Source organism: Armatimonadota bacterium (assembly GCA_016869025.1).
Classification (GTDB): domain Bacteria; phylum Sysuimicrobiota; class Sysuimicrobiia; order Sysuimicrobiales; family Humicultoraceae; genus VGFA01.
Genome location: VGFA01000016.1, coordinates 20,743 through 34,806, shown reverse-complemented (window position 1 = coordinate 34,806; position 14,064 = coordinate 20,743). Strand labels below are relative to the sequence as shown.

Sequence of the window (14,064 nt, the reverse complement as noted above, 5' to 3'; positions counted from 1 at the left end):
GTAGACCGACGCGTCGGTCTGCCCGACGTGGTGGTGATGGCCCGCGGGCGCGCAGAGGTGTGGCTCCGCTAATGGCCCGTGTACGCGCAGAGGTGTGGCTCCGATAATGGCCCGCCGTACCAACATGGAGTCCGCGACCCGCGACCGCCTGGTCCATGCGGCCATGGACGTGTTCGCCCAACGCGGGTACCACGGCACAACCGTGGACGACATCGTGGCCGCCTCGGGCTCTTCCAAGGGCGCCTTCTACCACTACTTCCCCAGCAAGCAGGGGATCTTCCTAACGCTCCTGGATCAGCTTGCCGGCATGGTTGAGGCCGGCGTAGACCACGCCATTGACAGGGAAGGCGGCGCCCTGGCCAAAGTCGAGGCCGCGCTGCGGGTCGTGCTGGAGGTTGCCGCCTCGCACAGAGACTTGGCCCGGATACTGCTCGTTGAATCGGCCGCGCTTGGTCCCGAGTTCGAGCAGAGCCGCCTTGGGATACACAGGCGGTTCGCAGCGCTGATCCAGCGCCATCTCGATCGCGCCGTCGCCGACGAGGCGATTCCCGCCCAGGACACCCGCACCGCTGCCGCCGCGTGGATTGGCGCGATCAATGAGGTCCTGACGCAGCAGATGGCTTCGGGCGCGGACCTGCTGGCCGGGCTGCCGGCGCTGCGGACGGTGCTGCTGCGCAGCATCGGCGTGGAGATTAGCGGTGAATCCTCGTAAGCAAAGCACTGTCCTGCGGGACGAGGCGGCGGCAGGAGCAGACCCGGCAACGCTGGCGCGCCGGCTCCGGGCCGCGGTTGGCGCCGCCGGTCAGAGGGCGCGCGAAACAGGACGGCCGGTGCTGGCCTGGGCCGGCGCGCGCATTCCGGCTGTTGATCCAATCGCCGTCTTCGCCGATGCCTCCGGAGCGCACGACCGGGTACTCTGGACTGCTCCGCACCGTGACCTCAGCATGGTGGGCGTCGGACGCGCCTGGGCAATCTCGGCCGCCGGCGCAGGGCGCTTCGCAGAAGCCGGCGCGGCATGGCAGGCGCTCCTGCGCGATGCCGTCGGTGACGCGGGCCTCGCCCCCGTGGCGATGGGTCTCGGTCAGCCCGGCCCTGTTCTGATCGGGGGGTTTGCGTTCGCGCCCGGTGGCCCTGTCAGTCCGGAGTGGGAGGGCTTTCCCGCGGGTCTGCTGACCCTCCCCAGGGCCTGTGTGGCGAGCGCGGGCGGGGAGAGCCGGCTTGTTCTCTCGAAGGTGGTCACGCCTGCCGGTTCCGTTGAGCCAGCGATGCCCGAGACGGTTGAGCCCCTCGAACAGCCAATCGGCGCCGCGCCGGTCGGCGCCGCACCTCAGACCCATCACGGGCTGACGGTCGAGGAGCATCCTGCATGTGGCGACTGGAGGGCCAAAGTCGCCGCGTCTGCGCAGGCCGTCCGGGAAGGGATCCTCCGCAAGGTAGTGCTTGCCAGGTCGGTCCGGGTGCGCGGCGGTCCCTTTGATGCCATTGCTGCCCTGCGCATGCTGAGCGACGGTTATCCGGGCTGCACGCTCTTCGCGGTGACGCGAGGTACCCGGTGTTTCCTGGGCGCAACGCCGGAGCGCCTAGTCCGGGTGCGCGGCGGCGAGGTGAGCGCCATGGCCCTTGCAGGCACCGCTCCCAGGGGGCGCGACGATGAGGAAGACCGCCGGCTTGGAGAAATGCTGCTGGCCGGTTCCAAGGACCGGGTCGAGCACGCTGCCGTGGTGGATCTCCTGCGCGAGGATCTGGCCGGCGTGTGCACGGAGGTCTCCGCCGATGAAGGGCCGCGGCTGCTGAAGGTGGCCAACGTGCAGCATCTGTGCACCCCGTTGACTGCAAAGATCCGCCCTCCTGTGACGCTGCTGGACCTGGTCGCACGGCTGCATCCCACCCCGGCCGTGGGAGGGGTTCCGCGCAACGAGGCGCTGGAGTGGATACACAGGTACGAAGGCCTGGACAGAGGATGGTACGCCGGGCCGGTCGGCTGGGTGGACCAGACAGGCGAAGGCGAGTTCGCGGTCGCCATCCGCTCGGCGCTGCTGCACGGCGACGAGGCGGTGCTCTTCGCCGGATGCGGCATCGTGGCGGAGTCAGACCCGGATCAGGAGTACGAGGAGTCCCGCCTGAAGCTGCGGCCGATGCTGTCTGCCCTGGGAATACGGGAGGGGTTTGCATGAACGTCCCCGAGAACGCGACCTACGCCTACATCGGCGCGGTGGTGGACGAACTGGTGCGCTCGGGCGTGACAGACCTGTGTCTCTGCCCGGGATCGCGCTCCACGCCCATCGCAGTATGCGCGGCGCGTCACCCAGGCATCAGGGTTTGGACGTTGATTGACGAACGGTCTGCGGGGTTTTTCGCATTGGGGTTGGCGAAGGGGCTGAGCCGTCCCGCGGCCCTGCTCTCCACATCCGGCACCGCGGCGGCCAACTTCCTGCCCGCCGTCATAGAGGCGCGATACGGCCGCGTGCCGCTTGTGGTGCTCACGGCCGACCGCCCGCACGAACTACGGGACACCGGGGCGCTGCAGACGATTGACCAGGTGCGTCTCTACGGGACGCACGCGAAGTGGTTTGCCGACGTGGCTATCCCGGAGGCCACGGACGCGTTGATGCGCTACGCCCGCAGCGTTGCCTCGCGCGCTGTGGCCGTGGCCGCGGGCGCGCCTCCGGGCCCGGTGCACCTCAACTTCCCGCTGAGGGAGCCGCTGGTGCCGGTGCCCGCGCCGGAACAGCTCCCCCCTGAGGAGGCGCGGGCCCATGCGGCCTGGACCGGTCGCGATGAGGGACGGCCTTACGTCGCCTCCCAGGTGCGAAGGGCGCCGGATCCCGAGCTCGCCTCGGCGCTGGCCCGAGAGCTGACGCAACGCCGGCGGGGTCTGATCGTCTGTGGGCCCTTGGACGATCCTGCGCTGCCGGATGCCGTCTGCCGACTGGCCGCTGCGCTGGGCTATCCTGTGCTGGCAGATCCCCTCTCGCAGGTGCGCTGCGGGCCGCACGACCGCGGCCCGGTCATTGACGGCTACGATGCGCTGCTCCGGATTCGCGGCGCGAACGAGACGTTGGCCCCTGAGGTTGTGCTGAGGTTTGGCGCCGCGCCCGCGTCCAAGCCGCTGCTGCGGTATCTCGAAGTGCACGGCGCGGTCCGGCAGATCGTGGTAGACGCTGGCGGCGAGTGGAACGATCCTGCGCGGCTGGCCGCGGAGTTCGTGCACGCCGATCCTGCGCCGTTGTGCCAGGCGGTCCTCGGTGCGCTGGCCGCCACCGGGGCGGTATCGAGCGCGCCTGGGGCGGTACCGAGCGTGCCGGGGGTTGTATCGAGCGCGCGCGGGGCGCACGACTGGCTGGCCTTGTGGCAACGCCTGGGAGCGCAATCTCGGGATGCCATCAGGATCCGGCTGGATGCGATGGCAGAGCCGTTCGAGGGCAAGGTGTTCGCCGAGCTTGCCGGTCTGCTGCCCGACGGCGCGGTGCTCTATGTGGGCAACAGTATGCCGGTGCGGGACCTCGACACCTTCTCTCCGGGAACGCCGCGTTCGGTCCGGTTCCTGGGAAACCGCGGCGCCAGCGGGATTGACGGGCTGGTCTCCAGCGCGCTGGGGGTCGCGGCAGGGATGGGGGCGCGGGTCGGCGGCGGCCGCCCGACGGGCTCAACCCGGGCGCCGGTGGTCCTGGTGCTCGGGGACCTGGCCTTCTACCACGACCTCAACGGGCTTCTGGCGGCCAAGCTGTACGGGCTGAATGCCACCATCGTGCTGATCAACAACGACGGCGGCGGCATCTTCTCCTTCCTGCCTCAGGCAGGATACCCGGAATACTTCGAGGCGCTCTTCGGAACGCCGCACGGCCTCGACTTCCGCCACGCCGCCGGGCTGTATGGCGCCAGACATGCGCTCGTCGAGTCCTGGGAAGAGTTCAGGGCGCACGTGCGTGAAGGCATCTCCGGAGAGGGGCTCTCAATCGTCGAGGTGCGCACGGCGCGGGACCGCAACGTTCTTCTGCACCGCGAGGTCTGGCAGACGGTCGAGTCCGCCCTGCGGGCCTGGCTGCCGCCTGGCGCCGCGGGAGGACCCTCCTGATGCCCCGGCTTCCAGTGAACGGTGTGAATCTCAACGTCGAACAGGCAGGCGCCGGCCCGCCGCTCGTGCTGTTGCACGGCTTCACCGGCAGTGCCTCGGGTTGGGCAGAGCACGCGGAGGTCTTCGCACGGAGCCACGCAACGCTTGCGGTGGATCTCCTGGGCCACGGCTCCTCCGACGCGCCGGACGATCCCGCGCGCTACGGGATCGGCCACGCCACCGAGGACGTGCTGGGCGTGCTCGACGCCCTGGGGATCCGGCGGGCGGGGCTGCTGGGCTACTCGATGGGCGGCCGCGTCTCGATCTCGCTGGCTATCGTAGCCCCTGAACGGTTGTCCGCGCTGATCCTGGAGAGCGCCTCGCCTGGGATCCGCGACGCCGGCGCACGCCGCGGGCGTGCCGCCGCGGACGCCGCGCTGGCAGCGGCTATTGAGCGGGATGGGATCGAGCCGTTCGTGGATCGCTGGGAGCGCCTGCCGTTGTTCGCCAGCCAGGCCACGCTCCCTGATGAGGCGCGGCAGGGCCTCCGCGCCCGGCGCCTGCGGAACAACCCCACGGGCCTGGCGAACAGCCTGCGCGGCCTGGGTCAAGGCGTGCAACCGCCTATGCATGAGTACCTCCAGCAGATTCGCGTGCCCACGCTGCTCATCGCAGGAGGGCTCGATCCTGCCTACTGCGCGATGGGAGAGGAGATGCGCGCCCTTATCCCGCGGGCCATCTTAGAGGTCGTACCTGGAGCAGGGCATGCAGCGCACCTGGAGCAGCCCGAGCGGTTTCGCGCGCTCGTGATGGAGTTCCTCAGTCAGGTCGAAGGAATGAGGTGAGGATCCGATGCAGGTGAGATGGACGAAGGTCAAGGATTACACCGACATAATCTATGAGCACTCCGATGGGATCGCGAAGATCACCATCAACCGGCCCGAGGTGCGCAACGCCTTCCGGCCCGAGACGGTCAAGGAGTTGATGGATGCCTTCGCGGATGCGCGCGACGACTCCGCCGTCGGGGTGGTGCTCCTCACCGGCGCCGGCGACAAGGCGTTCTGCTCAGGCGGCGATCAGCGCATAAGGGGCGACGCGGGCTACGTTGGTGGCGACAAGATCCCCCGGCTGAACGTGCTCGATCTGCAGCGGCAGATCCGCATACTGCCCAAGCCGGTGATAGCGGTGGTGGCTGGGTACGCCATCGGCGGCGGGAACGTTCTGGCCACGGTGTGCGATCTCACGATCGCGGCCGACAACGCGATCTTCGGGCAGACCGGTCCAAAGGTCGGCAGCTTCGATGCCGGATACGGCTCGACCTACTTGGCGCGGATCGTGGGCCACAAGAAGGCCCGCGAGATCTGGTACCTGTGCAGGCAGTACAACGCCCAGGAGGCGCTGGCGATGGGACTGGTGAACGTCGTTGTTCCTCTTGATCAGCTCGAGAAAGAGGCGGTCCGGTGGGCCAAGGAGCTGCTTGAGAAGAGCCCGCTGGCCCTGCGTTTGCTGAAGGCCGCGTTCAACGCCGACACCGACGGCCTGGCCGGGTTGCAGCAGCTTGGCGGCGACGCCACGCTGTTGTACTACATGTCGGAGGAGGCGCAGGAGGGCCGGGACGCCTACTTACAGAAGCGCAGGCCTAACTTCAAGAAGTTCCCAAGGTACCCGTAGGCGCGCGGCATGGACGCCGCGGAGGACGGGATGAATACGCCAGGCGCGGCCGGCCCGTGGCGGGCCTGGGTGCTCGCCGCTCGTGTGCCCACGCTCACCGCGGCAGTGGCCCCGGTGCTGGTCGGTACGGCTGCCGCGGCCGGGGACGGGATGTTCGCGCCGTTGCCCGCGTTTGCCGCGCTGATTGCCGCCGTCAGCATCCAGATCGCCGCGAACTTGCACAACGACGCGCTCGACTTCCTACAGGGGGCCGACACCGCAGGCCGCCTGGGGCCCGCACGTGCTACCCAGGCCGGCCTGCTTTCGGCGCGGCAGGTGCTTGTCGGCGCCTACCTGTGTCTTGGTGTCGCAGCGGCCGCCGGCATCTACCTGGTGGTGCTGCGGGGATGGCCGCTGCTGGTGGTGGGGCTGGCCTCCATAGCCGCTGCCCTGGCGTATACTGCGAGTCCCCTGCGTCTGGGCTACCGCGGGCTGGGGGACCTGTTTGTGTTCCTCTTCTTCGGGGTTGTGGCCGTCGTAGGCAGCGACTACGTGCAGAGTGGAGAGATACGCGCAGTGGCGGTGGCCGCCTCGGTGCCGGTGGGGTTGCTGGCCTCTGCCATCCTGGTGCTCAACAACCTGCGCGACATTGACACCGACCGCGCGGCCGGAAAGCGGACGCTCGCGGTAAGGTTGGGTCCGCGCGCCACCCGCGCGCAGTACGTCTTCTGCCTGGCCGGAGCCATGGCTGCGCCTGCGGTGATGCGCCTGGCAGGGCTGCTCGGACCGTGGTTCTGGCTACCCTGGCTGGCGGCGCCCACAATGGTGGGGCTGGTGCGAACCGTGCTGCGGCACGACGCCGCCGCGGCTCTTGTCGAGGCGCTGAAGCGGACCGCGCGGCTGCTTCTTGTCTACGGGGCGCTGCTGGCAGCCAGCCTCCTGCGGGGTTCATGAGGAGGTGATTTGCGGTGAGGGGCGCTAGTGAGATCGTAATCTCGGGAAGGAGTCTGGCCGGCGTACTAGATGGGTTCTGCCCCCGCTGCTTCTGGATCCAGCACAAATGCACCCTGCCCTATCAGATGCCGTTTCCCGGGATCTTCAGCGTCATTGACTCCTTTACCAAGCGCACGGTGCACGGGTTCTTCGACCGGCACGGCAGGCTGCCCGACTGGTATCCGAAGATCGGGCGGGTGGTTGACTATGTGAAGAACGGCGGGCTTCTCCACTGGAGCAGATACAGGATCACGCATCCGCCGACCGGGATCATACTCACGGGCTCCCCCGACGATGTATTCAAGCTCCGCGACGGCTCCTATCACATCGTGGACTACAAGACCGCGCGCATCACGCAGGTCCAGGAAGAGCTGTTCGAGACCTACAAGATACAGCTCAATAGCTACGCCTACATAGCCGAGCGCATCGGCTTCAAGCCTGTCTCAGGCCTGTCACTAATCTACATGGAGCCCGATGCCGCCCGGCCGCCTCTGCGCGACCGCGGCGCGGCGTTGGGTTTCATCGCGGCGCACCGGTCGGTGGAGTTGCGCGCCGACCGGATCATCCCCCCGCTGCTGGAAGAGGTGCGCAAGGTGCTGTCCAGGAGCACGCCGCCGCGGGGGATCGCCGGGTGCGAGGACTGTGAAGCGCTTAGAGGCCTCGTTGATGTCGTCGGCTGAGACCCTGCCCGACTGGCTCCGGGCGCGGGCGCGCGCGTTTCCTCGGCGCCTGGCCGTGGCGGCCGGCGGTGATCGGCTGACGTTCGAGGATCTAGACTGCCGAGCGGACCGTGCCGCGCGGCAGCTCGCAGGCCTGGGTATGGCCGCGGGGGCGCGCGTGGCGCTCGTGCTTGGAGGCGGTGTGCATTTCGCAGTGCTCACTCACGCGCTGGCCCGGCTGGGCGCGGTGATGGTTCCGGTCAATACGCGCATGGCCCCGGCTGAGGTGGCGTGGTGCCTTCAGGACGCGCGGCCTGCGCTGGCGATCTGCGACGAGGCGAATGCTCGGGCCACGGGAACCGGCGTCCGGATCCTCACGATCGAGGAACTGGCCGTACTACCCGAGGCAGACGCGCCCCTGCGCGACGACATTACGCTTTCAGATGTGCAGGGAATCATCTACACCTCGGCCACTACCGGGCGGCCCAAGGGTGTCGTGCTGACCTTCGGCAACCACTGGTGGAGCGCGGTCGGCTCGGCCTTCAATCTCGGGCTCCGCAACGACGACTGCTGGCTGGCCCCGCTGCCGCTCTATCACGTGGGGGGGTTGGCGATCCTGTGGCGCAGCGTGATCTACGGCATACCCGCGGTGGTGCACGAGGCCTTCGATCCAGGAGAGGTCAACCGTGAGATTGATGCCGGAGCGGTGACCATCGTCTCGGTGGTCAGCACCATGCTGCAGCGCATGCTGGACGAGCGGGGCGATCGGCCGTATCCACCGACCCTGCGGTGCGTGCTGCTGGGAGGCGGCCCGGCCCCGCTCGATCTGATCGAGGAGTGCCTGCGGCGCGGTGTGCCGGTGGCCCCGACCTACGGGCTTACCGAGGCGGCATCTCAGGTGGCGACGCTGCCGCCGGGGGACCTGCCGCAAAGACCCGGATCGGCCGGGAAGGCACTCTTTCCCACTGAGATCAAGATTGAGGACGGCGAGATCCTGGTGCGTGGCCCCACGGTCACGGCCGGCTACTTCGGCCGGCCTGAAGAAACCGCGCGTGTACTGAAGGACGGATGGCTGAGCACCGGCGACATGGGATACCTGGATGGCGACGGCTACCTCTTCATCTCGGACCGCAGGGACGACCTTGTGATCTCAGGCGGCGAGAACGTCTATCCGGCGGAGGTGGAGAGGGTCCTGGGCGGCCATCCTGATGTGGAGGACGCGGGCGCCTTCGGCCTTCCGGATCCGGAATGGGGGCAGGCCGTGGCAGCGGCGGTCACAGTGCGGCGCGGCGCCTCCCTCGACGAAGAGGATGTGCGCGCCTTCTGCGCTGCGCGCCTGGCCCGGTACAAGGTGCCGAAGCGAATCTGGCTGGTGGACGAACTCCCGCGATCTCCGTCCGGCAAGTTGATCCGCCGGGCGCTGCGCGAGAAGTTCGGGAATGGGGCTGCGCCGCCAACAGAGCGGCGCACGTGGGTCAGGGACGCCTTTCACCGGATCTCCGGCCGCTACGATCTGCTGAACCACGTGCTGAGCGGGGGCCTGCACGTCCTCTGGAAGCGGGCGGCCGTGCAGGCTGCCGGCCTCCCTCCGGGCGGCGTGGCGCTCGACGTGTGCTGCGGGACCGCGGACCTGGTGCTGCTTTGCTCGCGCGAGGTCGGCCCTTCGGGGCGCGCGATAGGCGTGGACTTTGCGCCGGGAATGCTCGCGGTGGCCGCCAGGCGCCTGCGCCGGGCAGCAGGGTTGGCGGATGAAGCATGCCCGGCGCCATCTGGGTCGGGCGCCAGGGCCTTGCTCGTCTGCGCGGATGCCGAGGCGCTCCCGCTGGCCGACGGGTCCACTGACGCGGTGTCATTTGCCTTTGGGATCCGGAATGTTGCGTCCCCATCAGGAGCGCTTCGGGAAGCCCATCGGGTGCTACGGCCAGGAGGCCGGGTTGTGGTGCTCGAGTTTGGACGGCCGGGGGCGTCGTGGCTGCGGGCGGCCTACGACCTGTATTCCAGGACGATCATCCCGCTTCTGGGCGGCCGGCTCTCGGGACGGCGCGACGCCTACCAGTACCTGCACGACTCGGTCCGCCAGTGGATGGACCCCGAGACGCTGGCCGGCCTCATGCGGGAGGCAGGATTCCAGGAGGTCCGGTATCGGCTGCTCACCGGCGGGATCGCCGTACTGCACGCCGGTCAGAAGCTACGGGCGTAGCGCCCCGACCGCCCGGATCAAAGCAGTGATCAGCGCGTCAACGTCGGCCCGCGTATTGTACCCCTGGACCGACACACGCAGCAGCGGCCGGCCGTTCCAGTTCCACACCGGCACCTCGATCCTGAACTCCTCGCGCAACCGTTGCTGGAACGCCTCCGGGTCGCAGGGAGGCAGAAGCGCGCTCGCCATCTGGGCGAACCATGGGCTGCCGTCCGGTCGCGTGTCTGGGCAGATCGGCGGCAACCCGGTCAGCGCCTCGATCGCCCGACGCGCGCCTTTGGCCGTGGCGTGGCACTCCTGCCGCACCGCGTCCCAGTCGTGCTCCCTGAAGAACTCGATCGCAGAGGGCACGGCCAGGAAGGCCGCCAGATCGCGCGTCCCCTGGTACTCGTGCTCGTCTATGAACCGGGACGGTCCCGGCTTGTCGGACCGCCACCCCCAGCTCACGACCAGCGGCTCGAGCAGCCGCTGGGCCTCTCTCCTCGCATACAGGAACGCCGAGCCCTTGGGCGCGCACATCCACTTGTGGCAGTTGCCCGCGTAGAAGTCGGCGCCCAGCGATTCAAGGTCAAGAGGGATCTGCCCCGGCGCGTGGGCGCCGTCTATCACGGAGAGGATGCCCTCGGCCCGGGCGCGGCGGACCAGTTCCCCAACAGGGAGAATCAATGCGGTGGGCGGGGTGATGTGGCTGGCGAACAGAACCCGGGTCCTGGGCGTCACGCGTGACCAGACCGCCTCCACGACCTCTTCCTGGGAGGTGACCGGCAGGGGCACCGGCGCCCGCACGCACACCGCCTTCTGTCTCTCGCAGATAAACTGCCAGGTGCGGTCAAGCGCTCCATACTCGTGGTCGGTGGTCAGCACCTCGTCCCCGGGGTTGAGCCGCAGAGAGCGGGCCACGATGTTGAGCCCGGTGGTCGCGTTGGGCACATAGACCAGGTCGTTGGGATCCGCGCCGATGTACTCTCCAAGCGACGCGCGCGCCCATCGCATCAGGTCACTTGCCCGCCGCGCGAAGAACTCCACCGGCTGGCTTTCCAGCTCGCGCTGCCAGTGCTGGTACGCTTCGAAAACGGGCTTTGGGCAGGCGCCGAACGAGCCGTGATTGAGGAAGATCACGTCCCGGCGAAGAAGGAACTGATCGCGGATGGCTGCGGCGTGCGCGTCCGGGTTCGATGTTCTGGAATCCGTCATGGCGTTCTTGGGGGCAGCGCGCGATAGATGAAGTCCTCGCCTTCCCTGCCGCGCAGGAACCACCGCAGCCATTCCCGCAGCGCGGTGGTGTGAGTGCGGATGTACTCCTCGGCCTGCTGCAGCGAGCGCAGGTCGTCGTCGGCTGGGTCTGGGGTATAGAAGTACCGGTCGTTGTAGAGGCGCTGCGAGATCTCGATGACGTAGTGGAACGTACCCGAGGTGGCGTGGTGCCAGTTCGATGACTGGCCCATCGGCGCCAGCAGCGACATCTGGGGAGCCCGGCACACCGCGGGGTCAAAGATCGGTGAGTCCGATCGGCAGAAGCCGCCCTGTTGCCTGGCGTCGGCAATCCACCGGCCCAACTCGCCTGCCACAACCAGCAGCGTGCCCTGGTCCGGAGGCGGAAGCACGCGGTCCTCTGCCCGGCCTGTACTCCAGGGCCGCATGATCTCACTCTGCGGGTACGGGTTGCCCTGGTGGAAGTCCACGCCGAAGCGCGGCCGCTGCTCCAGGGCCAGGTCGCGCACCGCCCGTGTCTCGGGCTCTGAGAACGGCGCAACACCTGCGTAGTACGACGACGCCGGGTCAATGCACTGCGGCTGGTATACGACGCACCGATCCCAGCGGAAGTCGTAGTTGCGGTTCAGGTCCACACCGGGGTTATCGCCGTTCTTTCGTCGGTTTGTCTCGTACCCGTACACGTTCTGCACCGGCACGAACCAGATCTCGTAGGCGTTGATCCAATCGGTGATCTCCTGGTCAACTCCGTAGCCGCGTGTCAGATCGTGTATGAGCCCGAGCGTGATCTTGAGCCCCAGCGGTTCTCGGCCGTGGACGACGCTCAGGAACAGCCAGGCCGGTTCATCTTCCTCGCGCGTCGCGTTGTCCGAGATCTTGACCGCGAGGATCGGCTTGCCGTGGGAGCTCTGCCCTATCTCGCGCACCTGCACGATATCCGGAAGGCCGGCCTGCAGCCGCGACAGGCGGGCGACGATCTGCTCGTACGAAGGGTAGAAGGCCTCCTGCGGTTGTGCGCGCGATCCGGCAAGGGCGCTCGTGCCCGTGGGGATGCAGGCGGCGATGACGGCGAGGGTCAGCCCGGCCAGGAGCAGGCCCGGTACCAGGAGCGGACCCGGTGCCAGGATACGCGGGTTCAAGCCGGCAGCACCCGCACCTCGCGCGGCAGCATGCTCAGCCGTTCCGCGCCCCGCGCGGTCACGACCACGATCTCCTCCAGGCGGACCCCGAACTCGCCTTCGAGATAGATCCCCGGCTCGACACTGAACATCATCCCTTCCTGCACCGGTAGATCGTTGGTGTGCGTGACCGAGGGCGGTTCATGACCGGTTAGCCCGATGCCGTGGCCGGTGCGGTGGGTGAACTGCCTTCCGTAGCCGGCACTCTCGATCACCGCGCGCGCCGCCCTGTCAACGGCTGAGAGCGGGGTGCCGGGTCTGACCGCGACCATTCCCGCGCGCACCGCGTGCTCGACGATCGCGTGCACCTCGCGGTAGCGCGCCGAGGGCTCGCCGATGTACGCCATGCGGGTGATGTCCGACATGTAGCCCTCGAGGCGGCCGCCCAGGTCCACCAGGACTGGCTCGCCTTCCCGCAGGCCCCGGCTGCCCGACCGGTGGTGGGGGTAGGCAGAGTTCGGCCCGCTTCCCACGATCGCCATCCCGGGCTGCGACACCTCCTGCTCGGCGAACGCGCCCGCGACCGCTCGGGCGACTGCGGTCTCTGTTGTGCCCGGACGGCAGGCCGCGAAGGCCGCGTCCACGGCCACGTCTGCCGCGGCCGCGGACCGGCGCATCAGCGCGATCTCCTCGGATGTCTTGATCATGCGCACCGGCGCCATCACCTCAGCGCCGGAAGCAAAGACGCTCTTTGTCCACCGCTCCTGGAGCAGCAACAGGAAGTCGGCCCGCATCGTGTCGCCGACGCAGATGCGTTCAGGATCGCCCAGCCGGTTGTGCGCCTCGCGCAGCACCGTCCCGGGGCCCTCGGCATCGGTGTAGGTGAGGAAGGGCGGGTCAACGTGTGCGCGCGCCTCCCCGGCGTTGAGTTCGGGCACGAGGAATATCGCGTCGTTACCTGTCAGGAAGAGGTAGCACGGCCGCTCGTCCGCATGCGGGGTGAAGCCGAGCAGGTAGTACATGTCGTCGCCCGGCGGCAAACTCAGCAGGTCCACCCCGGCAGATCTCATCTGGGCACGCGTGCGGGTGACGCGGTCGGTGTCGGGCATCTGGGACTCCTCTCGTGCGGGTGTTCGGCGCTATCCGGAAGCCGCCCTGTTGCAGCACTCTATACACCGTCCGCCTTCAACAGACCTCCCGTCGGCGCAACACCCTGCGGCAGGAACGATCCGATGCGCCGGCGAATCGGCACGCGGTCATGCCACAGCGGCTCGCAACACTGACTGCCCTCCGGCGCCGCGCCACCAAGATCGCAGCTATCCTGGGCGAGCGCTACCCGGTGACCCGCCTGCCGCTTCGGCACCACAACCCGCTGCAGTTGCTGGTGGCGACGATACTATCGGCGCAGTGCACCGACGATCAGGTCAACAGGGTTACGCCCGCGCTGTTCGCCCGATACCGGACGGCGGCGGAGTTCGCCTCCGCAGACCAATCCGAACTGGAGGCGCTGGTCCACCCAACGGGCTTCTACAGGCAGAAGGCGCGTGCGATCGCGCGCATGGCCAGGATGCTGGACGAGAAGTTCGGCGGTGTTGTGCCACGGACTATGGAGGAACTGCTGGAACTCCCGGGCGTAGGGCGCAAGACCGCAAACGTGATCCTCGGCGGGGTCTTCGGCGTGCCCGGCGTCGTAGTAGATACGCACGTGCGGCGCATCAGCCGGCGCCTTGGCTTCACCGCGCACGACGATCCTGCGAAGATCGAGCAGGACCTGATGCGGCTTCTGGATCGCGGCCAGTGGTCGGACTTCTCGCTACGGGCTATCTATCTGGGTCGGGAGATCTGCCGGGCGCGGCAGCCGTTGTGCCCGGCCTGCCCGCTGCGTCACCTCTGCCCCTTTGCGCGCGGAAGCCGGTCCAGAGGCCCATCCCGCCGATAGCCAGGTACGCCAGGTCATAGAGGCCGACCGCCTGGGTGCCCACTACCGGGATCCTGCCTCCCATCAGGAGCGTGCTGAGAAACCCGAGGAGCGCCGCGAGGGTGTAGACCAGCCCCGCGGTCTGCGCCGCCATCCGGACTCCCCAGCCAGCCGCGCCCAGACAGACCAGCACCGCGCCGCTGACCACGTGGAAGGGTCTGGACCCCTGGGCGAGGGACCCCAGCAGTAGAAGAACGATT

The 14,064-nt window shown here is 68.4% G+C and carries 12 protein-coding genes; 9 read left to right on the top strand and 3 right to left on the bottom strand.

Annotation, left to right across the window (positions count from 1 at the left end):
* Nucleotides 1–106: 106 nt before the first annotated feature.
* From FJX73_09105 to menE, 8 genes are read left to right on the top strand one after another with little or no spacing between them, the layout of a single operon-like run.
* Complete coding sequence (locus tag FJX73_09105) at nucleotides 107–712, top strand: TetR/AcrR family transcriptional regulator (GenBank protein ID MBM3470935.1); 606 nt, start codon at nucleotides 107–109, stop codon at nucleotides 710–712.
* Nucleotides 699–2,174 carry an isochorismate synthase gene (locus FJX73_09100; protein MBM3470934.1) on the top strand — a complete coding sequence of 492 codons (1,476 nt, stop codon included), beginning with the start codon at nucleotides 699–701 and terminating at the stop codon, nucleotides 2,172–2,174. The genes FJX73_09105 and FJX73_09100 overlap by 14 nt, the downstream gene beginning before the upstream one ends.
* Nucleotides 2,171–4,075, top strand: coding sequence for a 2-succinyl-5-enolpyruvyl-6-hydroxy-3-cyclohexene-1-carboxylic-acid synthase (gene menD / locus FJX73_09095; protein MBM3470933.1), 1,905 nt, complete (start codon nucleotides 2,171–2,173; stop codon nucleotides 4,073–4,075). The genes FJX73_09100 and menD overlap by 4 nt, the downstream gene beginning before the upstream one ends.
* A complete protein-coding gene (gene menH / locus FJX73_09090) occupies nucleotides 4,075–4,899 on the top strand; it encodes a 2-succinyl-6-hydroxy-2,4-cyclohexadiene-1-carboxylate synthase (protein MBM3470932.1) in 825 nt (274 codons plus the stop codon). Before menD ends, menH begins: the two co-directional genes overlap by 1 nt.
* A gap of 7 nt (nucleotides 4,900–4,906) precedes the next feature.
* Complete coding sequence (menB, locus tag FJX73_09085; GenBank protein MBM3470931.1) at nucleotides 4,907–5,725, top strand: 1,4-dihydroxy-2-naphthoyl-CoA synthase; 819 nt, start codon at nucleotides 4,907–4,909, stop codon at nucleotides 5,723–5,725.
* A 30-nt stretch (nucleotides 5,726–5,755) separates the two neighbouring features.
* Nucleotides 5,756–6,658, top strand: coding sequence for a 1,4-dihydroxy-2-naphthoate polyprenyltransferase (locus FJX73_09080; protein ID MBM3470930.1), 903 nt, complete (start codon nucleotides 5,756–5,758; stop codon nucleotides 6,656–6,658).
* A gap of 14 nt (nucleotides 6,659–6,672) precedes the next feature.
* Nucleotides 6,673–7,377, top strand: coding sequence for a hypothetical protein (locus FJX73_09075; protein ID MBM3470929.1), 705 nt, complete (start codon nucleotides 6,673–6,675; stop codon nucleotides 7,375–7,377).
* On the top strand, nucleotides 7,364–9,556 hold the full coding sequence (gene menE / locus FJX73_09070; protein ID MBM3470928.1) for an o-succinylbenzoate--CoA ligase: 2,193 nt from the start codon (nucleotides 7,364–7,366) through the stop codon (nucleotides 9,554–9,556). The genes FJX73_09075 and menE overlap by 14 nt, the downstream gene beginning before the upstream one ends.
* Here the strand turns inward: menE and FJX73_09065 are convergent.
* The 3 genes from FJX73_09065 to FJX73_09055 are packed head-to-tail and all read right to left on the bottom strand — an operon-like array spanning nucleotide 9,545 to nucleotide 12,995.
* Nucleotides 9,545–10,750: an aminotransferase class V-fold PLP-dependent enzyme gene (locus FJX73_09065; protein ID MBM3470927.1), complete on the bottom strand. Its 1,206-nt coding sequence runs from the start codon at nucleotides 10,748–10,750 to the stop codon at nucleotides 9,545–9,547. The genes menE and FJX73_09065 overlap by 12 nt on opposite strands.
* Nucleotides 10,747–11,907, bottom strand: coding sequence for a zinc carboxypeptidase (locus tag FJX73_09060; GenBank protein ID MBM3470926.1), 1,161 nt, complete (start codon nucleotides 11,905–11,907; stop codon nucleotides 10,747–10,749). Before FJX73_09060 ends, FJX73_09065 begins: the two co-directional genes overlap by 4 nt.
* Complete coding sequence (locus FJX73_09055; protein MBM3470925.1) at nucleotides 11,904–12,995, bottom strand: aminopeptidase P family protein; 1,092 nt, start codon at nucleotides 12,993–12,995, stop codon at nucleotides 11,904–11,906. The genes FJX73_09060 and FJX73_09055 overlap by 4 nt, the downstream gene beginning before the upstream one ends.
* 149 nt (nucleotides 12,996–13,144) lie before the next feature.
* Between FJX73_09055 and nth the strand changes: the two genes are divergently transcribed.
* Nucleotides 13,145–13,825, top strand: a complete 681-nt coding sequence (nth, locus tag FJX73_09050; GenBank protein MBM3470924.1) for an endonuclease III — start codon at nucleotides 13,145–13,147, stop codon at nucleotides 13,823–13,825.
* Nucleotides 13,826–14,064: the final 239 nt, after the last annotated feature.